Genomic DNA, 19726 nt, shown 5'->3' with positions numbered 1-19726 from the left:
GTCATACTTGTTTGATACAGATTCTGGAGATTGATGAAAATGGCTGCAAAAGACGTACGCTTTGGTGATTCCGCCCGCGCCAAGATGGTGGTGGGTGTCAACATTCTGGCTGATGCCGTTAAAGTGACCCTGGGCCCGAAAGGCCGCAACGTAGTACTGGATCGCTCCTTCGGCGCACCGACCATCACCAAGGATGGTGTTTCCGTTGCCAAGGAAATCGAACTGAAGGACAAGTTCGAAAACATGGGCGCCCAGATGGTGAAGGAAGTGGCTTCCAAGACTTCCGACGTAGCCGGTGACGGTACCACCACCGCTACCGTGCTGGCCCAGGCCATCGTGCACGAAGGCATGAAGTTCGTAACCGCCGGCATGAACCCGATGGATCTGAAGCGCGGTATCGACAAGGCTGTGGTTGCGCTGGTCAGCGAGATCGCCAACATTGCCAAACCGTGTGCCACTACCAAGGAAATCGCTCAGGTTGGCTCCATCTCCGCCAACTCCGATTCCGATATCGGTGAAATCATCGCCAACGCGATGGAAAAAGTGGGCAAGGAAGGCGTGATTACCGTTGAAGACGGCAAGAGCCTGAACAATGAACTGGACGTGGTTGAAGGTATGCAGTTTGACCGCGGCTACCTGTCCCCGTACTTCATCAACAACCCGGAAAAGCAGATTGCCGCACTGGACAATCCGTTCATCCTGCTGTTCGACAAAAAGATCTCCAACATCCGTGACCTGCTGCCGGTACTGGAGCAAGTGGCCAAGTCCGGCCGTCCGCTGCTGATCATCGCAGAAGACGTAGAGGGCGAAGCACTGGCTACTCTGGTGGTGAACACCATCCGCGGCATTCTGAAAGTGGTTGCTGTCAAGGCTCCGGGCTTTGGCGATCGTCGCAAGGCCATGCTGCAGGACATCGCTGTGCTGACCGGCGGTACCGTTATCGCTGAAGAAGTTGGCCTGACCCTGGAAAAAGTTACCCTGGACATGCTGGGCCAAGCCAAGCGCGTTGAAGTAGGCAAGGAAAACTCTACCATTATCGACGGCGCTGGCGACGTAGCTGCCATCCAGGCTCGCGTGACCGAAGTGCGTCAGCAGATCGAAGCTGCGACTTCCGACTACGATCGTGAAAAGCTGCAAGAGCGCGTGGCCAAGCTGGCTGGCGGTGTTGCCGTGATCAAGGTTGGCGCTGCCACTGAAGTGGAGATGAAAGAGAAGAAGGCTCGCGTGGAAGACGCGCTGCACGCTACCCGCGCTGCTGTTGAGGAAGGCGTGGTACCGGGCGGTGGTGTTGCCCTGCTGCGTGCCCGCGCTGCTGTCGAGTCCGTTGAAACCATCAACGCCGATCAGGCTGCTGGCGTGAAGATCGTACTGAAGGCGATCGAAGCGCCGCTGCGTCAGATCGTGCAGAACGCTGGCGACGAGCCGTCCGTGGTGGTGAACAAGGTGCTGGAAGGCAAGGGTAACTTTGGTTACAACGCTGCCAGCGGTGAATACGGCGATATGATCGAAATGGGCGTGCTGGATCCGGCCAAGGTAACCCGCTCCGCGCTGCAGCATGCTGCATCCGTAGCTGGCCTGATGCTGACCACCGACTGCATGATCGCCGAGCTGCCGGAAGACAAGCCGGCTGCGGCTATGCCGGACATGGGCGGTATGGGTGGCATGGGCGGCATGATGTAATCTGCCTGCTCTCTCACCGAGCTAGAACCCCGCAGCTTGCTGCGGGGTTTTTTTTGGCTATGTCCCAATTACGAGTTGGTAGCTAAGCTGAAGCAAGCACCTCACCAGGAGCGCGATGATGGATACCCAATCCTTTCAACGCCTGCTTGCCCAGCTCGACTCGCTTAGCCCCAAGCAGAAAGCCACTCTCCAGCTCACTCTGCAAACGCAGCCACGCCATGACGTGCTGGCCGAGTCTCTCCCTGACCTGCTCGCTTGTCCGCACTGTGCCGCGCCGGCACAACAGCTAAGGAAGCGCTGAACAAATCCGCCTCATGCGAGAATGCGGCATCCACCTTCGCGGGCCGATGCCATGCAGCAGCAGACCTCTTTTGCCGAACTGGAGTACCGCAACAAGAAGCGCCAGACCCGGCGTGAACTGTTCCTGGCGGAAATGGAAACCGTTGTACCGTGGGCGAATCTGCTCTCCTGCATCGAGCCGCACTACCCCAAGGCCGGGCGGCGTGGGCGCCAGCCCATGCCACTGGCCAGCATGTTTCGCATCTATTGCCTGCAGCAGTGGTTCAACTTCTCCGACCGGCAGATGGAGGACGCGCTGTACGAAATCGACAGCGTGCGCCGCTTTGCCGGCTTTGCCTGTGTCACTGATGCACTGCCGGATGAAACCACCATCCTCAACTTCCGCCACCTGCTGGAGAAACACGATCTGCCGGCGCAGTTGCTGGCCCGGATCAATGCTCACTTGCAGGCCAAAGGCATTACTGTCTCGCGCGGCAGCATGGTGGATGCCAGCATCATTCACGCCCCCAGCTCCACCAAGAATGCGGCCAAGGCACGCGACCCGGAGATGCATCAAACCATGAAGAACCGGCAGTGGTACTTCGGCATGAAATTACATGTGGGGGTGGATGTGAACTCCGGCGCGGTGCATAGCGTCGTGGCGACTGCCGCCAACCGATCGGATATTGAGCAGTTACCCAAGCTATTACGGGCGAGCGATGAGGTGGTGTTCGGCGACACTGGCTATGCCAGTCAGGACTACAAACGCGGCGCCCGCGCGTTGGGGCTGCGCTGGTGCGTGCAGGAAAAAGGCTCGCGTTCGCATCCGCTGTCATCCAGCCAGCGCAAGAAGAACCGCAAGCAGTCCAGCATTCGGGCGCGGGTGGAACATGTGTTCCGGGTGATCAAACGGCAATTTGCTTACACCAAAGTGCGTTACCGCGGTCTGGCGAAGAATGCGGCGCAGGTGAACATGCTGGAATCTGTACATGCTGCGCGGGCGGCTGCTGGCCGCCTGAGGGGGAAGGTCCGCCTACCGAGTGCGGTAGGCGAGTGAGAGACAGGTAAACGAACAAAATAAGGCGGTAGTCGTCTCCAAGATCAGGACTGGGGCGACTTGAGATCAGGGCGTTGATTTGATCAGCGCTTCCCTAATTGGCTGGGGTTGGCCGCGCGGCTTGCGGCGCTATCGTTGCAAAGCCTGTCTGCGCACCTGCAATGCCTTGTCCGGCACGCCTCTGGCCCGTCTGCGCAAAGCCGAGCACTGGCTCGATTACGGCACAGCGCTGATTCAAGGGCGTACTGTTCGCGATGCTGCCGAGCAGTGCGGGGTCAGCAAGAACACTGCCTTTCTGTGGCGTCATCGCTTCCTGCGCAAGGTGGCTCAGCATCAGGCGACACACGAAAGTGGCGTGGTGGAGGCCGACGAGACCTTCTTTCTGGAGTCCTTCAAGGGACAGCGCCAGCTGCCGCGCCCCTCCCGCCAGCGTGGTGGCGTCGGCGCCACCCGGGGTACCGGCAAAGACCAGATCCCGGTGATGGTGGTGCGCGATCGGGAAGGACATGCCGCAGACTTCCAGTTGGCCAAGCTGGATGCGCGGCATGTGTGTGAGGCGCTGCAGCCGTTACTGGATAGGGAGGCAGTGCNTCCATATTCAGAACGTGAATGCCTACCACCGTCGTTTGAAGCAGTGGATGGATCGCTTTCACGGCGTGGCGACCAAGTATCTGGTCAATTATCTAGGCTGGCGGCGCATGCTGGAGCGTTACCGTCGACAGATTCAGCCGGTGCATTGTTTGCAGGAGGCTCTCGGGAGAGGCTACCAACTCGTAATTGGGACATAGCCTTTTTCTTTGCGGCCAACCCTGTGCAAGGGTTGGCCGCATTGTTTTGCCGGCTCTGGCACAATGTGCGGCTAATGAATTTATGCAAGGAACGGGCGATGCAGCTACAACAACTGGTGTCGGTACTTGATCAGCAGTTGGAGCCTTGGCGTTTCAAGGACTACGCCCCCAATGGCCTGCAGGTGGAGGGCAGGGGCGAGGTACGGCGGATCATCACTGGCGTTACCGCCTCGCAGGCGCTGCTGGACGAGGCGGTGCGGCGGCAGGCGGATGCGGTACTGGTGCATCATGGCTATTTCTGGAAGAGCGAGCCGGCAGCATTGACTGGTATCAAGCGCCGGCGTATTGCCACGTTGCTGCAAAACGACATCAGTTTGCTGGCCTATCACCTGCCGCTGGATGCGCATCCGCTGCTGGGCAATAACGCGCAATTGGGGCAGCTGCTGGGGATGGTCGATGCGCAACCATGTGCGGACGAGCCGCTGCTGTGGCAGGGGGAGCTGGCCGTAGCGCTGTCGGCGCAGGCGCTGGCCGCAACCATGGCGCAGAGGTTGGGGCGACAGCCCTTGCTGCTGGGGCCGGCGCAACGCGAGATTCGCCGCCTGGCCTGGTGTACTGGTGGGGCGCAGGGCTATTTCGAGCAGGCGATTGCGTTGGGGGTGGATGCCTTCATCACCGGGGAGGCATCGGAGCAGAACCATCACCTGGCGGAAGAGTATGGCGTCACGTTTTTTGCGGCAGGTCATCACGCCACGGAACGCTATGGTGTAAAAGCTCTGGGTGAATGGCTGGCCTCCACACATGGTCTGGAGGTTGACTTCGTCGATCTGTTCAACCCGGTTTGACGACAAATCCATACTGCAATTAAGGCAATTTGACGCATATGCGCTTCAAGTTCCATCTTGGATTCGGGTAGAATTGTAAAGTTTTAAGTTTAGAGCTCGGTTTCCACGTTTGAGGATGACTGTAATGAGTGAACAACACGTTGATGCGGGGCGCCGTCGCTTTCTGACGGTGGCCACCAGCGCGGTTGGTGGTGTGGCGGCGGCCGGTGTGGCTGTGCCGTTTTTGATGAGCTTTGCGCCGTCTGAGCGTGCCAAGGCTGCTGGTGCGCCGGTTGAAGTGGATATCAGCAAGCTGGAGCCGGGCCAGAAGATCAACGTCGAATGGCGCGGCAAGCCGGTATGGGTACTGTCCCGTACCCCGGAGCAGCTCAAGAACCTCGCAACCATCGAAGGTGATTTGCTGGACCCGTCCTCCGAGGCGTCCGACCAGCCCGCGTACTGCAAGAACAAGCATCGCTCCATCAAGCCGGAAGTGCTGGTGGCGGTGGGTATCTGTACCCACCTGGGCTGTTCTCCGACCCACCGTCCGGACATCGCGCCGGCCGACCTGGGTCCGAAGTGGGTGGGTGGCTTCTACTGTCCGTGTCACGGCTCCAAGTTTGACCTGGCCGCTCGCGTGTACAGTGGTGTGCCGGCGCCGGCCAACCTGGTCATCCCGCCGCACAAGTACCTGGCCGATACTCGCCTGCTGATCGGCGAAGACAAATAAGCGAGGAGCGAACATGAGCAAAGGACAGAAAATCCTGAACTGGGTAGACGACCGCTTCCCGCTGTCTTCGATGATGAAGGAGCACGTCACCGAGTATTACGCACCAAAGAACTTCAACTTCTGGTACTTCTTCGGTTCTCTGGCACTGCTGGTGCTGGTGATCCAGATCGTTACCGGTATTTTCCTCACCATGAACTACAAGCCGGATGCCACGCTGAATGGCGCAGGTATCCCGGTGGCGTTCGCTTCGGTCGAATACATCATGCGTGATGTGGCGGGCGGCTGGATCATCCGTTACATGCACTCTACCGGCGCCTCCATGTTCTTCGTGGTGGTATACCTGCACATGTTCCGTGGCCTGATCTACGGTTCCTACAAGCAGCCGCGTGAACTGGTGTGGATTTTCGGCACGCTGATCTTCCTGCTGCTGATGGCGGAAGCCTTCATGGGCTACCTGCTGCCGTGGGGCCAGATGTCGTTCTGGGGCGCGCAGGTGATCGTGAACCTGTTTGCTTCCATCCCGGTGATCGGCCCGGACCTGTCGGTATTCATCCGTGGTGACTTCGTGGTGGGCGACGCTACCCTGAACCGCTTCTTCGCGCTGCATGTGATCGCCATTCCGCTGATCCTGCTGGCTCTGGTCGTGGCTCACCTGATCGCGCTGCACGAAGTGGGCTCCAACAACCCGGATGGCGTCGAGATCAAGAAGCTGAAGGGCGAAGATGGCAAGCCGCTGGACGGCATTCCGTTCCACCCGTACTACACCGTTAAGGATGTGCTGGGTGTGGCGGTATTCCTGATCGTGTTCTCTGGCATCGTGTTCTTTGCCCCGGAGATGGGGGGCTACTTCCTGGAGCACCCGAACTTCGACCAGGCTGACCCGCTGAAGACTCCGCCGCACATTGCTCCGGTATGGTACTTCACCCCGTTCTACGCGATCCTGCGTGCGGTACCGTCTTTTGCCGGTACCCAGGTATGGGGCGTGCTGGCCATGGGTGCTGCCGTGGTGCTGATTGCCTTCCTGCCGTGGCTGGACAAGTCGCCGGTGAAGTCGATCCGTTACCGTGGTCCCAAGTTCAAGTTCATGCTGGTGCTGTTCATCATTGCCTTCATCGGTCTGGGTATTCTGGGCGCGCTGCCGTCCACCAACCTGCGTACCGTGGTGGCACAGCTGTTCTCCGTCATCTACTTCGCATTCTTCCTGGGCATGCCGTTCTACACCAAGAACGACATTGGCAGCACGCCGGTTCCGACCCGTGTAACCATGAGCACCCCGGCGCGTCAGGTACGTTTCCTGGTGCTGGTGGCGGTGACCGTGGTGGCTGCTACCCTGTTTGCGAAATTCATCTGATAGAGGGGGCAATATGAACAAGACCATTCGTCAACTGATTGCCGCGGTTGCCCTCCTGGTACCGGCTGCCGGTGCGTTGGCCGCATCGGAAGGTCCGGCGCTGGAAAAGGCTCCGATCAACATTCAGGACACCGAGAGCCTGCAGCGTGGTGCGCAGATCTTCGTCAATTACTGCCTGTCCTGCCATTCGGCCAGCGCGATGCGCTACAACCGTCTGACTGACATCGGCCTGTCGGAAGAGCAGATCAAGAGCAATCTGATGCTGAACACCGACAAGATTGGCGAGCCGATGAACATCGCCATGGACAAGAAGGATGCCAAGGGCTGGTTTGGTGCTACGCCGCCAGATCTGTCGGTGATTGCCCGTTCGCGCGGTGCCGACTACCTGTATGGCTACCTGCGTGGTTTCTACCGTGACGACACGCGTCCGACCGGCTGGAACAACCTGGTGTTCGACAAGGTGGGCATGCCGCACATCCTGTGGCAATGGCAAGGCGAGCAGGTGCTGAAGACCGAGAAGAATGCCGAAGGTCATGAAGAGCACAAGCTGGAACTGGTGAAGGCCGGTAGCCTGACCAAGCTGGAGAACGGCAAGGCCAATACCGCCGAGTTCGACAAGCGCATGGCCGACCTGACCAATTTCCTGGTGTATGTCGGCGAGCCGGCACAGGTGAAGCGTCACCAGATCGGTTACGTGGTACTGATGTACCTGTTCCTGCTGCTGCTGCCGTTTGCTTACTTCCTGAAGAAGGCCTACTGGAAAGACCTGCATTGATCATTCAGGTTAGCAAGTAGAAAAGCGGGGTGAAAACCCCGCTTTTTCTTTTTGTAATCATTGACTTATGTAATTTTATTGGCTATTGGACTGGCGAAAGTGCTAAAATTGCCTGTTATTTCATCAATTGTCGCCGACAAGAAGGAAATCCGTTCACCATGATGACACTCTATTCCGGAACCACCTGCCCGTTCAGCCAGCGCTGCCGTATCGTGTTGTACGAAAAAGGCATGGATTTCGAGATTATTGATGTGGACGTGCTGAACAAGCCGGAAGACCTCGCCGTAATGAACCCGTACAACGAGGTTCCGGTGCTGGTAGAGCGCGACCTGATCCTGCACGAATCCAACATCATCAATGAATACATCGACGAGCGCTTCCCGCACCCGCAGCTGATGCCGGCTGATCCGGTGATGCGTGCTCGTGCCCGCCTGTTCCTGTTCCGTTTCGAGCAGGAACTGTTCGTGAATGTGAAGACCATGGAAGCCGGCGCTACCGGTAAGGAAGCGACCAGGGCGCGCGAAGCGATTCGTGATGGTCTGGTGACCATTGCCCCGATCTTTGCCAAGCAGAAGTTCATGCTGGGTGACGACTTCTCCATGATCGATGTGGCGATTGCCCCGCTGATGTGGCGCCTGGAGCATTACGGTATCGACCTGGGCAAGAATGCCGCGCCGATTCTCAAGTACGCGGAGCGTCTGTTCCAGCGTCAGTCGTTCATCGATTCGCTGACTCCGGCCGAAAAGGCCATGCGCAAGTAAGGAATCGCCATGACAGTCAGCACCAGGCCCTATCTCATCCGTGCCATTCACCAGTGGTGTACCGACCAGGGGCAAACCCCGTATCTCGTGGTATGGGTGGATGAGAACGTGCAGGTACCGATGGAGTTTGTGAAGAATAACGAAATCGTGCTGAACGTTGCCTACTCCGCCACCCAGGGGCTGCAGATCGATAACGAGTGGTTGTCGTTTGCTGCCCGTTTTGGCGGTGTGTCGCGTGAAATCTGGATTCCGGTGGGCAATGTGCTGTCCATCTTTGCCCGCGAATCCGGCGAGGGCATGGGCTTCGAGCTGGAAGCGCTGAGCAGCCGTGCGGAACCGCCGGCCCGCCCGGCGGAAGTCGAGCCCACTGCCGACCCGGCAGCGGAGGGCAAGGGTGCCAAGGTCATTACCTTTCCCGGCCGACGCTGAACATTGCGCCAATGACAAAGCCCCCGCAATTGCGGGGGCTTTGTCATGTACTGCGGCCAACCGGGGTTGGCCGCAGGCTGTATTACTCCACACGTTCGCCGTGCAGTACCACATCCAGGCCTTCGCGCTCTTCTTCCTCGTTGACGCGCAGACCCATGATGGCATCCACGATCTTCAGCAGGATGAAGGTGATGATGCCGCAGTAGGCCGCGGTGGCAACCACGCCAATTGCCTGTACCACGATATCGCCTTCCACGCCGCCAATCTCTTTTACCGCGAATACGCCGGTGAGCAGGGCGCCGATGATGCCGCCAACACCGTGCACGCCGAAAGCATCCAGCGAATCATCGTACTTAAGCAGATGTTTCAGGCTGGTGGCGCTCCAGTAGCACACCACGCCGGCTACCAGGCCGATTACCAGCGCGCCCTTGGCGTCGACAAAACCGGCTGCCGGGGTGATGGCCACCAGGCCTGCCACCGCGCCGGACACAATGCCCAGTACCGACGGTTTGCCCTTGACGATCCATTCCGCGGCCATCCAGCCCAGTGCCGCGATACCGGTGGCGACCTGCGTGGCAACCATGGCCATGGCGGCACGGCCATCGGCGGCAACAGCGGAGCCGGCATTGAAGCCGAACCAGCCCACCCACAGCATGGAGGCACCCACCAGGGTCAGCACCAGATTGTGCGGCGGCATGGCTTCACGGCCAAAGCCGACACGTTTGCCCAGTACCAGGGCTGCGACCAGGCCGGCGATACCGGCGTTGATGTGCACCACGGTGCCGCCGGCGAAGTCCAGTACGCCATGATCAAACATCCAGCCGCCCGGCGCCCATACCCAGTGAGCTACCGGTACGTAGACGATCAGCGACCACAGCACCATGAAGACCAGCATGGAGGAGAACTTCATGCGTTCGGCAAATGCGCCGGTGATCAGGGCCGGGGTGATGATGGCAAAGGTCATCTGGAACATCATGAATACTGCTTCCGGGATGGTGGCAGCCAGCGGGTGCACGGTGAGTTTGCCGGCATCCTTCAGGTACAGCATGCCATCCAGGAACAGTCGGTCCAGGCCGCCGATCAGGCTGTTGCCCGGGGAGAAGGCCAGACTGTAGCCGACGATGGTCCACAGCACGGTCATGACTGCACAGATGGCAAAGCTCTGCATCAGGGTGGCCAGTACGTTCTTCTTGCGCACCATGCCGGCATAGAACAATGCCAGACCCGGAATGGTCATGAACAGTACCAGGGCCGTGGAGGTCATCATCCAGGCGGTATCACCAGCACTGATGGTGCTGGTGGCCACCAGGGTGGGGGCGCCGTCGGCCAGGGCGGGGAGAGCAGTCGCCAGCGCGATGGCGCCGGCCGCAGCAAACAGTTTCTTGTTCATACTCAGGTTCCCTCTATCGCTCTTGATCTTTGCTGTTAGACGGCGTCGGCACCGGTTTCGCCGGTACGAATGCGTACAACCTGCTCCAGATCGAAAACGAAGACCTTGCCATCGCCGATCTTGCCGGTACGGGCTGCGTTTTCGATAGCTTCCACCACCTGGTCGAGTAGCTCGTTGGCAATGGCGATTTCCAGTTTGACCTTGGGCAGGAAGTCCACGACGTATTCTGCTCCGCGATAGAGCTCGGTGTGGCCCTTCTGGCGGCCGAAACCTTTCACTTCAGTGACGGTGATCCCTTGAACTCCGATTGCGGAGAGCGCTTCCCGCACTTCGTCAAGCTTGAACGGCTTGATAATGGCACTGACCAGTTTCATGGCGATTCCTCATGTAAAGATGCCTGATGGCGCGTGGTTGGAGAGACATGCCTGCCTATGCATGAAGTGTGCCAGCTATAGTTTTCTTTATTTTTCAATTGGATAACTGTTTATGGTGCATGCTCTCGGCTTTTGCCTGCACCATGCACCACGCTGGCCGCAAGTCTTGCGTCGCATTGGTGCAAGGAGTGTTTGTGCAGTGCCAGAGGGTTTTTGCTAAACTCAAAGCCCCCTTCATGACATAGTCAAGGTCACGCCATGTTCAGCCAGAAACTGTTCGACGAAATCAGCAACAAGATCAGCGAAACCATCGCCGCCAGCCCGGCAAAGGATCTGGAGAAAAACATCAAGGCCATGATGGCGGCTACCTTCAGCCGCATGGACCTGGTGACGCGCGAAGAATTTGATATTCAGCAGGAAGTGCTGGCACAGACACGTGCCCAGCTGACGGCCATGGAAAGCCGGCTTGCACAGCTGGAAGCCCAGTTCAACCCGCCTGCAGCCGCAGCGGCGCCCGAAGCGGGCGATACCGAGCCGCAAAGCTGACGCCGATGAGCTTCGCCGTCTGCCTCAGTCGCGCACTGGCCGGCGTGGCTGCGCAAGAGGTTGCCGTCGAAGCTCACCTGGCCAATGGCCTGCCGGCGTTTACCTTGGTAGGTTTGCCGGATACGGAAGTCAAGGAAAGCCGGGAGCGCGTGCGAGCTGCGCTGCTGCAGTCAGGCTTTGAGTTTCCAGCGCGGCGCATCACTGTCAATCTGGCTCCGGCAGATCTGCCCAAGGAGTCTGGCCGTTTTGATCTGCCGATAGCGGTGGCGCTGCTGGCAGCGGCTGGGCAGCTGCCGGCGCAGGCGCTGGCCGACTACGAGCTGGCAGGCGAGTTGGCGCTCAGCGGCGAGTTGCGTCCGGTGCGTGGGGCGCTGGCGATGGTGGCCGCCGCGCGTGGCAGTGGGCGCAAGTTCATCCTGCCGCGCCAGAGTGCCGAGGAGGCTGCGCTGGTGCCGGATGTGGAAATCTACGCGGCGGATACCCTGGCTGAAGTCTGCGCCCATCTGGCTGGGCTGGCGCCGCTGCCTCGCTGCCTGCAGGACCCCGGCCGGCAGGTCTCCAGTGTGCACTACCCGGACCTGCAAGACGTGCGCGGACAGGGCGCGGCCAAACTGGCGCTGGAGATCGCCGCTGCAGGTTGCCACAACCTGTTGTTGCAGGGGCCACCCGGTACCGGCAAGTCGATGTTGGCCGCAAGATTGCCAGGCCTGCTGCCTCCTATGGCTCCGGATGAGGCGCTGCAAAGCGCGGCTGCCTTATCGTTGAGTGGTGCCGGCTTTGCTGCGGCCAACTGGGGATGCCGCCCATACCGTCATCCGCACCATACCGCTTCGGCGGTGGCGCTGGTCGGCGGTGGCTCCGACCCCCGGCCGGGGGAGATTACGCTGGCACACCATGGGGTACTGTTTCTGGACGAGCTGGCGGAGTTCGACCGCAAGGTGCTGGAAGTGCTGCGGGAACCTCTGGAAACCGGCGAAATCCATATCTCGCGGGCTGCACGGCAGGTGACCTTTCCCGCCCGCTTTCAATTATTGGCAGCGATGAACCCTTGCCCCTGCGGTTTTCTGGGGCATGCACGCAAGGCTTGCCGCTGTACGCCTGAACAAGTCGCACGATATCGCGCTAAAATATCAGGCCCCTTGCTGGACCGGTTCGATCTGATGGTCGAGGTGGGCAGCCTGCCGTTGGCCGAATTGCAGCAACAGCCTGCCGGTGACAGTAGCGCCGTAGTGCAGCAGCGGGTGGTGTGTGCACGCGAGCGGCAATTGCAGCGGCAGGGCAAGGCCAATGCCGCATTGTCGGTGGCCGAGCTGGACGCCGTTTGTGCCGTGCCGGCAGAGCAGCGGGAGTATCTGAACCAGCTGCTGGAAAAACTGGCGCTGTCCGCCCGTGCCTACCATCGGGTATTGCGGGTGGCCAGGACGCTGGCCGATTTGCAGCAGGAAGACGTAGTGGGGCGGCAGCATTTGCTGCAGGCGGTACAGTTCCGTAGAGGGCTGACCAATTTTGGCAAGCAAGAATGACAGTTTGGAATAAACGCTGATTAGCGGGTGATATGAGTAATAAAGATCATAAAAATGCGCGCGGAAGTCGTGCGTCGTCGTCCCGCAAAGCAGGCGGTGGCGGCATGATGGCGGGCATCATTGTTGGCCTGATTGTAGGTGTCGGCATCGCCATCGCCGCCTCCATGTACCTGAGCCGCTCGGCCACTCCATTTACCAATCTGGAGCGCTTGCAGGGCAAGCAGACAGCGTCGCTGCCAGAGGCAGAATTGCTGGAACCCGGTGGCAAGCTGGCTACCGTGCAGCCGGCTTCTCCGCAGGTCAAGCCTGAGAGTGCTCCCCAGCCGGCGTCCGCACCGGTTGGCCGCAAGCCCGCCAGTCCGGCGGCCACTGCGCCGCTTGATGCCGATGGCCAGCGGTTTGATTTCTACAAGATTCTGCCCGGCCAGCAAGATGCCGTTCCGGTGCCCGATAAGGGAACTGCCGATGCTGCCTCCGGCTCGAATAGTGCCGGTCAGCGGTTTTTCCTGCAGGCTGGAGCCTTCCAGTCTGAAAGCGATGCCGACAATATGAAGGCAAGGCTGGCCCTGATGGGGGTCGAAGCCAAGATCCAGTCGCTCAATGTTGCTGACAAAGGCTTGATGCACCGGGTTCGTATCGGCCCGTTCGAGCGGCAGGACGAACTGGACAGTGTGCGTGGCAAGCTGCGCCAGGAGGGCATTGAAGTCTCCGTGGTGAAACTCCCTGTTAAGTGAAACGAAAGATAAACATGAAAAAATGGTTGTTCGCCGTACTGATGGCTGCCAGCAGTTTTGTGCAGGCCGCGATTGTCGAAGGTAAGGATTACGTACTGTTGGCCAAGCCACAGCCTACGCCAGCGGGCAAGGTCGAGGTGATCGAGTTCTTCTCTTATCACTGCATCCATTGCTTCAATCTTGAGCCTTCCATTGCCGCCTGGTCGAAGAAACTGCCCAAGGATGTGCAGTTCCGCCGTGAACAGATCGTGTGGGGGCAGCAGATGGAGCCGCTGGCGCGTTTGTTTGCCACTTTCAAGACCACCAATACGTTGGAGCGTCTGCATGCGCCTGCTCTTACCGCCATGGTGCAGCAGCATGTGAACCTGGCTGACGAAGCCGAGCTGGGCAAATTCCTGGCAGCGCAGAAGGGCCTGGATACCAAGGCCTTCATGCAGGTATACAAATCCTTTGGCATGAATGCGCAGGTGGCGCGGGCCAGCCAGATGACCAGGGACTACGCGATCCAGGGTACGCCGACCATCGTGGTGGCAGGCAAGTACGCAGCCAAGGCAGCCGAGCCGGCCCAGCTGCTGAAAGTGGTAGATGAGCTGATCATCAAGGCGCGCGGTAAATAATCCGCCCGATGCTCATTGCTCAGGCCGCCGATGGCGGCCTGAAATTATTTTGGAAAGGGAAACAAGTGGATGCGTTGTTACTGGGCAAGGCCCTGTTGCTGGGCCTGGTAGAGGGCCTTACCGAGTTCTTGCCGATCTCCAGTACCGGCCACCTGATCGTAGTGGGCGATCTGATCGGCTTTCAGAACGATGGCAAGGTTTTCGAGATCGCCATCCAGTTCGGCGCGATTCTCGCGGTGCTGTTCCTGTATCGTGAGCGCTTCCTCTCGGTGCTGAAAGGGCTGGGCAGCGAGCCACAGGCCCAGCGCTTTGCGGCCAACCTGCTGGTGGCATTCCTGCCGGCGGCGGTGATGGGGCTGCTGTTCATCAAGCAGATCAAGCTGTACCTGTTCAATCCCGTGAGTGTGGCTACCGCGCTGGTGCTGGGCGGGCTGATCATTCTGTTTGCCGAGCGCCGCCAGCATGTGGCACGGGTGCATAGCGTGGATGACATTGGCTGGCGGGATGCTCTGAAAGTCGGTCTGGCCCAGGTGGTGGCTATGATTCCGGGGACATCGCGTTCCGGTGCCACCATCATCGGCGGCATCTTCATCGGGCTCGATCGCAAGGTGGCGGCTGAGTTTTCCTTCTTCCTCGCGGTCCCCACCATGTTCGCTGCTACGGTATACGACCTTTACAAGCACCGCGAGCTGTTGTCGCTGGGTGAGTTGCCGATGTTCGCGGCGGGCTTCGTGGCTGCGTTTTTCAGTGCCATGCTGGCGGTGCGCACGCTAGTGCGCTTTGTCGGCAATCACAGTTATGAGGTGTTCGCCTGGTACCGCATTGCCTTTGGTTTGCTGATCCTGGCAACCTGGTTCTGGGGCCTGGTGGATTGGTCTGTATAAAAAGCTTGACGCGAAACTTACAGTCGGCTAATATGTGTTCTCTCTGACGCGGGGTGGAGCAGTCTGGTAGCTCGTCGGGCTCATAACCCGAAGGTCGTAGGTTCGAATCCTGCCCCCGCAACCAAGTTTCTGAAAGCCGCAAGCATTTGCTTGCGGCTTTTTCATTTCTGCCTCGCCGAATTGGTGAAGTACGGTAGTCGTGATCCAGCAATGAAAAAGCCACCTTGCGGTGGCTTTTGTTTTAGCTTGCGGCCAACGTTCAGATGCGGCGTGCCAGTTCCTCGGCCTTGCCCACGTAACCGGCCGGAGTCAGTTCCAGCAGGCGGGCTTTTTCTGCTTCCGGAATTTCCAGGCCCTTGATGAAGGCAGCCAGGGTGTCGCGGGTGATGCCATCCTTGCCGCGGGTCAGCTCTTTCAGCTGCTCGTACGGGTTGGGTACGCCGTAGCGGCGCATTACGGTCTGGATCGGCTCGGCCAGCAGCTCCCAGGTGGCGTCCAGATCGGAAGCCAGCATCGCCGGGTTGAGTTCCAGCTTGTTCAGACCCTTCATCAGCGCCTTGAAGCCCAGCAGGGTGTAGCCGAAGCCCACGCCCATATTGCGCAGCACGGTGGAGTCGGTCAGGTCACGCTGCCAGCGGGACAGCGGTAGCTTCTCGGCCAGGTGGCCCAGTACGGCGTTAGCCAGGCCCAGGTTGCCTTCCGAGTTTTCGAAGTCGATCGGGTTCACCTTGTGCGGCATGGTGGAACTGCCCACTTCGTCCTTCTTTACTTTCTGCTTGAAGTAGCCCAGAGAGATGTAGCCCCACACGTCGCGGTCCAGGTCGATCAGGATGGTGTTGATGCGCGACAGTTGCTGGTACAGCTCGGCCATGTAGTCGTGCGGTTCGATCTGGATGGTGTACGGGTTGAAGGTCAGACCCAGGCCGGTAACGAAACGGTCGGCCAAGCTTTCCCAGTCCACGCCCGGGTAGGCCACGATGTGGGCGTTGTAGTTGCCTACCGCGCCGTTGATCTTGCCGAGGATTTCCTGCTTCACCAGTTGCTCGCGCTGGCGCTTCAGGCGGTACACCACGTTTGCCAGTTCCTTGCCCATGGTGGACGGGGTGGCCGGCTGGCCGTGGGTGCGGCTCATCATCGGTACCGCAGCCAGCTCGTGCGCCAGGGTGGACAGCTTGCCGATGACTTCATCCAGGCCCGGCAGCATCACGGTGTTGCGCGCGGTTTTCAGCATCAGCGCGTGGCTGAGGTTGTTGATGTCTTCGGAGGTGCAGGCGAAGTGGATGAACTCGCTGGCGGCCATGACTTCCGGGTTGCCGGACAGACGCTCTTTCAGCCAGTACTCGATGGCCTTCACGTCATGGTTGGTGCGTGCTTCGATGGCTTTCACTTCTTCGCCGTGCTGTACGGAGAAGTTGGCGATCACGTCGTCGATCTCGCGGATGGTGGCCTCGGAGAACGGCTTCACTTCCTCGATGCCCGGTTCTGCGGCCAGCATTTTCAGCCATTCCAGCTCTACCTTGATACGGGCTTTCATCAGGCCGTATTCGGAGAAAATGTCGCGCAGCGCTTCGGCTTGGCCGGAGTAGCGGCCGTCGAGCGGGGAGAGGGCGGTCAGCGTGGTCAGGTTCATCACTCAGTGCTTCCAGGTTGCTGGCCAGCGGGGCTGGCCGGTTGCTTCAAATAAAAACGAAATCTGCGGAATCTTATGCCTGCAGGCGGCGGGCAATGCCGCTGGCCAGGGTATCGGCAGCGCTCGGGCAGAAGCGGAAGAACAGCTCCGGCTCGATCATTTCCAGTTCCATGATGGCAAGCGCGCCATCGTTGTCGCGGATCAGGTCCACGCGGGCGTACAGCACGTCGAATGGCACCGCCGCCACGGCAGCCTCGGCGAACAGAATCTCGTCGGCACTTGCCTCGTAACGGTGCACGGTACCGCCGTGGTCGTCCTGCACGCGGAAGTCACCAGCCTTGGCGGTCTTGCGGATGGCGTGGGTGTATTTGCCGTCGATGATCATCAGCGATAGCTCGCCCTGTTCCAGGATGTTGCGCTGGAACGGCTGCAGCATCATCGCTTCCTGCTCGATCAGCTCGCCGAACACGCATTCGTGCTGCTCGCTGTCGGTGGCGGCAAAACGGTAGGTGTGGCGCGCTGAGCCGGAAACCGCCGGCTTGAGGATCACCTCATCCCAGCCGGTTTCGGCCACGATATGGGCCAGCGAACGCGCATCGCCACGTTCGATATAGACCGTGGGCACGATGTTGACGTCTTTTTCTGCCAGCGCGCCCAGGTAGTGCTTGTCGATGTTCCAGTGGATCAGCGCCGCTTCGTTGAACAGGCGGGTGGTCTGGCTGACACGCGCCAGCCAGGGTGCGAATTCGCCGAAGCGGTGGAAGTAGTCCCAGGTAGTGCGGAACACCGCGCTGCGGCAGTCGGCCCAGTCGAAATCAGGGTCGGCCCAGTCCTTGCGGCCAACCTTGAGGCCGAGCTTTTCCAGCGCCTGCAGCACCAGGCCGTCTTCGGTGTGCACCTGGCGGCTGTACCAGTCAGCCTCGTTCAGGGCCAATAGTTCGTGATCGGTCAGGACAATTACGTCGTATTGCATGGTATCGGCGAAAACAGTGCGTAAAAAACGGGCGTATGCAACGCCCGTTCGAGTTGGCTTACATGCCCGGCAGCATGCCTTTCATGCCCTTGAGGCCCTTGAGCATCTTGAACATGCCGCCCTTGGACGAGAACATCTTCATCATTTTCTGCATTTGCTCGAACTGGGCCAGCAACTTGTTCACTTCCTGCACGCTGACGCCGGAGCCGGCGGCAATGCGGCGCTTGCGGCTGGCCTTGATCAGCTCTGGCTTGCGGCGTTCCGCCATGGTCATGGAGTTGATGATGCCTTCGATGCGGCGCATGGATTTTTCCGCCTCGGCACCCTGCACGCCCTTGGCCAGCTGGCCGATTTCGCCCGGCATCTTCTCCAGCATGCTGGTCATGCCGCCCATCTTCTTCATCTGCTGCATCTGGCTCTTGAAATCTTCGAGGTCGAAGCCCTTGCCGGACTTCAGCTTCTTGGCCATCTTGGCCGCTTCTTCCTCGTCGATACCCTTCTGCACGTCCTCGATCAGCGACAGTACGTCACCCATGCCGAGAATACGGCCCGCCAGGCGGTCCGGGTGGAACGGCTCCAGGCCGCTTACCTTTTCGCCCACGCCGATGAACTTGATCGGCTTGCCGGTGATGTGACGTACCGACAGTGCGGCGCCGCCACGCGAGTCGCCGTCCATCTTGGTGAGGATCACGCCGGTAAGCGGCAGCGCCTCGTTGAAGGCCTGGGCGGTGTTCACCGCATCCTGGCCCTGCATGGCGTCTACCACGAACAGGGTTTCGATCGGGTTCAGGCAGGCGTGCAGCGCCTTGATCTCGGCCATCATGGCGTCGTCGATGGCCAGGCGGCCGGCGGTATCCACCATCAGCACATCAAAGAAGTGGCGCTTGGCATGGTCCACGGCTGCGCGGGCGATGTCTTCCGGCTTCTGGCTACCATCGGACGGGAACCACTCCACGCCCACCTGCTCGGCCAGCATTTGCAGCTGCTGGATGGCGGCCGGACGGTATACGTCGGCAGAAACCACCAGCACCTTTTTCTTCTGCGTCTCTTTCAGCAGCTTGGCCAGCTTGCCCACGGTGGTGGTTTTGCCGGCGCCCTGCAAACCTGCCATCAGGATGATGGCGGGTGGCACTGCGGCCAGGTTCAGGGCGTCGTTCTTGTCGCCCATCAGCTTGACCAGCTCTTCGTTCACCACGCCGATCATGGCCTGGCTCGGCGTCAGGCTGCCCAGTACTTCCTGGCCCAGCGCGCGTTCCTTGACGTTGGCGATAAAGGTTTTGACCACGGGCAGCGCCACGTCGGCCTCCAGCAGCGCCATGCGTACTTCGCGCAGCGCGTCCTGGATATTGGTTTCGCTAAGCCGCGCCTGACCGCGCAAGGTTTTCAGCGCACCGGTGAGGCGTGAGGAAAGGTTGTCAAGCATGGGGTGTCCTTATGGTCTGCCAAGTGCATTCCGCTTGGTGTAGACTTCTGCAATCGTCCATTTTACCACGTCCCGGGCTCCCGGCGTGGCACTTCCCCCCAATCAGATGAGTGGCATCCTGTTGATTTTGGTCATTTTGCTGGTGTCCGGTTACCTCGGGCTGTCCTGGCATTTCATCGGTCATTGGCGTGGCATTTCGTCATGGCCGCGGCAGCCGCAGCGCGAGCATTTCCTGCTGGGGGTGCTGCTGACGCTGCATGCCTTGGTGTTGACGCTGCCGGTGGCCCATTTTGGCGCACTGAGCATGGGGCTGGGGACGGTGCTGTCGCTGCTGGGTTGGATCATGCTGCTGATCTTCTGGACCGGCAGTTATTTCGCGCGCATGGATGGCCTGCAGGTGTTCCTGGTACCGCTGGCCGCCATTGGCGTGTTGCTGTCGGAAGTGCTGCCATTGCCTCACACGCTGTATCCGGTGGACAACCCGGCCTTCATCCTGCACCTGTTGATTTCCCTGCTGGCCTACAGCCTGTTCGCGATTGGCGCGCTGCTGGCAATTTTGATGCTGCTGCAGGAAAAGGCGCTGCATGAACACCGCTTCGCACTGGCCAGGCGCATGCCGCCGCTGCTGGTGCTGGAAAACCTGATGTTCCAGACTCTGGGTACCGGCTTTGTGCTGCTGACCCTGAGCCTGATCAGCGGGGTGTTTTTTGCCGAGGAAGTGTTCGGGCATGTGGTGCCGCTGAATCACAAGGTGGTGTTTGCCGTGCTGTCCTGGCTGGTATTCGGCGGGCTGCTGCTTGGTCGCAAGTTGCATGGCTGGCGCGGCCGAATCGCCATTCGCTGGACACTGGCGGGCTTTGCACTGTTGCTAATTGGCTATATCGGTAGCAAGGTGGTGCTGCAATTCTTTTTAAACAGATTCTAGTTTCTCGTCATAGTGCCTGCTCCCTTGTGTTGT

At 59.7% G+C, this 19726-nt stretch carries 20 protein-coding genes, 1 tRNA gene and 1 pseudogene; 17 read left to right on the top strand and 5 right to left on the bottom strand.

Annotated elements, in window-relative coordinates; genetic code table 11:
• Positions 1-39: 39 nt before the first annotated feature.
• From groL to ACFOKJ_RS09065, 10 genes and pseudogenes are all read left to right on the top strand, one after another.
• Entirely contained in the window at positions 40-1680 is a 1641-nt protein-coding gene (gene groL, locus ACFOKJ_RS09110; RefSeq protein WP_390278839.1) for a chaperonin GroEL, read from the top strand.
• A gap of 115 nt (positions 1681-1795) precedes the next feature.
• Positions 1796-1981 (top strand): hypothetical protein, encoded by a 186-nt coding sequence (locus ACFOKJ_RS09105; RefSeq protein ID WP_390278837.1) that lies wholly within the window; start codon positions 1796-1798, stop codon positions 1979-1981.
• Positions 1982-2032: 51 nt separating this feature from the next.
• On the top strand, positions 2033-3016 hold the full coding sequence (locus ACFOKJ_RS09100) for an IS5 family transposase (RefSeq protein ID WP_390278835.1): 984 nt from the start codon (positions 2033-2035) through the stop codon (positions 3014-3016).
• An 85-nt stretch (positions 3017-3101) separates the two neighbouring features.
• A pseudogene (locus tag ACFOKJ_RS09095) lies at positions 3102-3804 on the top strand (IS1595 family transposase); the annotation flags it as partial.
• Positions 3805-3878: 74 nt separating this feature from the next.
• The gene (locus tag ACFOKJ_RS09090) at positions 3879-4649 is read left to right on the top strand and encodes a Nif3-like dinuclear metal center hexameric protein (RefSeq protein WP_390278833.1); all 771 of its coding nucleotides are present in this window, start codon (positions 3879-3881) and stop codon (positions 4647-4649) included.
• Positions 4650-4773: 124 nt separating this feature from the next.
• On the top strand, positions 4774-5358 hold the full coding sequence (gene petA, locus ACFOKJ_RS09085) for a ubiquinol-cytochrome c reductase iron-sulfur subunit (protein WP_390278831.1): 585 nt from the start codon (positions 4774-4776) through the stop codon (positions 5356-5358).
• A gap of 13 nt (positions 5359-5371) precedes the next feature.
• Entirely contained in the window at positions 5372-6709 is a 1338-nt protein-coding gene (locus ACFOKJ_RS09080; protein WP_390278828.1) for a cytochrome b, read from the top strand.
• 13 nt (positions 6710-6722) lie between these two features.
• Positions 6723-7484, top strand: coding sequence for a cytochrome c1 (locus tag ACFOKJ_RS09075; RefSeq protein ID WP_390278825.1), 762 nt, complete (start codon positions 6723-6725; stop codon positions 7482-7484).
• Positions 7485-7642: 158 nt separating this feature from the next.
• Positions 7643-8245: a glutathione S-transferase N-terminal domain-containing protein gene (locus ACFOKJ_RS09070; RefSeq protein WP_390278823.1), complete on the top strand. Its 603-nt coding sequence runs from the start codon at positions 7643-7645 to the stop codon at positions 8243-8245.
• A 9-nt stretch (positions 8246-8254) separates the two neighbouring features.
• Positions 8255-8674 carry a ClpXP protease specificity-enhancing factor gene (locus ACFOKJ_RS09065; protein ID WP_390278821.1) on the top strand — a complete coding sequence of 140 codons (420 nt, stop codon included), beginning with the start codon at positions 8255-8257 and terminating at the stop codon, positions 8672-8674.
• A gap of 82 nt (positions 8675-8756) precedes the next feature.
• On the opposite strand, the gene ACFOKJ_RS09060 is transcribed toward ACFOKJ_RS09065, so the two are convergent.
• Both ACFOKJ_RS09060 and glnK read right to left on the bottom strand, forming a co-directional pair.
• Positions 8757-10064: an ammonium transporter gene (locus ACFOKJ_RS09060; RefSeq protein WP_390278820.1), complete on the bottom strand. Its 1308-nt coding sequence runs from the start codon at positions 10062-10064 to the stop codon at positions 8757-8759.
• 35 nt (positions 10065-10099) lie between these two features.
• The gene (glnK, locus tag ACFOKJ_RS09055) at positions 10100-10438 is read right to left on the bottom strand and encodes a P-II family nitrogen regulator (RefSeq protein ID WP_174874891.1); all 339 of its coding nucleotides are present in this window, start codon (positions 10436-10438) and stop codon (positions 10100-10102) included.
• A gap of 258 nt (positions 10439-10696) precedes the next feature.
• Here glnK and ACFOKJ_RS09050 point away from each other — a divergent pair, with 258 nt between their 5' ends.
• The 6 genes from ACFOKJ_RS09050 (at position 10697) to ACFOKJ_RS09025 (ending at position 14866) form a co-directional block, all read left to right on the top strand.
• Positions 10697-10984 (top strand): accessory factor UbiK family protein, encoded by a 288-nt coding sequence (locus ACFOKJ_RS09050; protein ID WP_390278816.1) that lies wholly within the window; start codon positions 10697-10699, stop codon positions 10982-10984.
• Between the two features lie 5 nt (positions 10985-10989).
• The gene (locus tag ACFOKJ_RS09045; protein WP_390278815.1) at positions 10990-12507 is read left to right on the top strand and encodes a YifB family Mg chelatase-like AAA ATPase; all 1518 of its coding nucleotides are present in this window, start codon (positions 10990-10992) and stop codon (positions 12505-12507) included.
• A gap of 32 nt (positions 12508-12539) precedes the next feature.
• Positions 12540-13241: an SPOR domain-containing protein gene (locus ACFOKJ_RS09040; RefSeq protein ID WP_390278813.1), complete on the top strand. Its 702-nt coding sequence runs from the start codon at positions 12540-12542 to the stop codon at positions 13239-13241.
• Positions 13242-13255: 14 nt separating this feature from the next.
• The gene (locus ACFOKJ_RS09035; protein WP_390278812.1) at positions 13256-13858 is read left to right on the top strand and encodes a thiol:disulfide interchange protein DsbA/DsbL; all 603 of its coding nucleotides are present in this window, start codon (positions 13256-13258) and stop codon (positions 13856-13858) included.
• A gap of 65 nt (positions 13859-13923) precedes the next feature.
• Complete coding sequence (locus tag ACFOKJ_RS09030; protein ID WP_390278810.1) at positions 13924-14742, top strand: undecaprenyl-diphosphate phosphatase; 819 nt, start codon at positions 13924-13926, stop codon at positions 14740-14742.
• A gap of 47 nt (positions 14743-14789) precedes the next feature.
• A tRNA-Met gene (locus ACFOKJ_RS09025) sits at positions 14790-14866 on the top strand.
• A gap of 135 nt (positions 14867-15001) precedes the next feature.
• Here ACFOKJ_RS09025 and purB read toward each other — a convergent pair.
• From purB to ffh, 3 genes are all read right to left on the bottom strand, one after another.
• Positions 15002-16372 carry an adenylosuccinate lyase gene (gene purB, locus ACFOKJ_RS09020; RefSeq protein ID WP_390278982.1) on the bottom strand — a complete coding sequence of 457 codons (1371 nt, stop codon included), beginning with the start codon at positions 16370-16372 and terminating at the stop codon, positions 15002-15004.
• Between the two features lie 73 nt (positions 16373-16445).
• The gene (locus ACFOKJ_RS09015; RefSeq protein WP_390278807.1) at positions 16446-17345 is read right to left on the bottom strand and encodes an ATP-grasp domain-containing protein; all 900 of its coding nucleotides are present in this window, start codon (positions 17343-17345) and stop codon (positions 16446-16448) included.
• Positions 17346-17403: 58 nt separating this feature from the next.
• Positions 17404-18768, bottom strand: coding sequence for a signal recognition particle protein (gene ffh, locus ACFOKJ_RS09010; protein WP_390278805.1), 1365 nt, complete (start codon positions 18766-18768; stop codon positions 17404-17406).
• A 121-nt stretch (positions 18769-18889) separates the two neighbouring features.
• On the opposite strand from ffh, the gene ACFOKJ_RS09005 reads away from it, so the two are divergent.
• Complete coding sequence (locus ACFOKJ_RS09005; RefSeq protein ID WP_390278802.1) at positions 18890-19693, top strand: cytochrome C assembly family protein; 804 nt, start codon at positions 18890-18892, stop codon at positions 19691-19693.
• The last annotated feature ends 33 nt before the right edge of the window (positions 19694-19726 follow it).

This window comes from Vogesella amnigena (genome assembly GCF_042648905.1).
Taxonomy (GTDB): domain Bacteria; phylum Pseudomonadota; class Gammaproteobacteria; order Burkholderiales; family Chromobacteriaceae; genus Vogesella; species Vogesella amnigena.
This window is presented reverse-complemented; position numbering and strand designations above follow the sequence as displayed.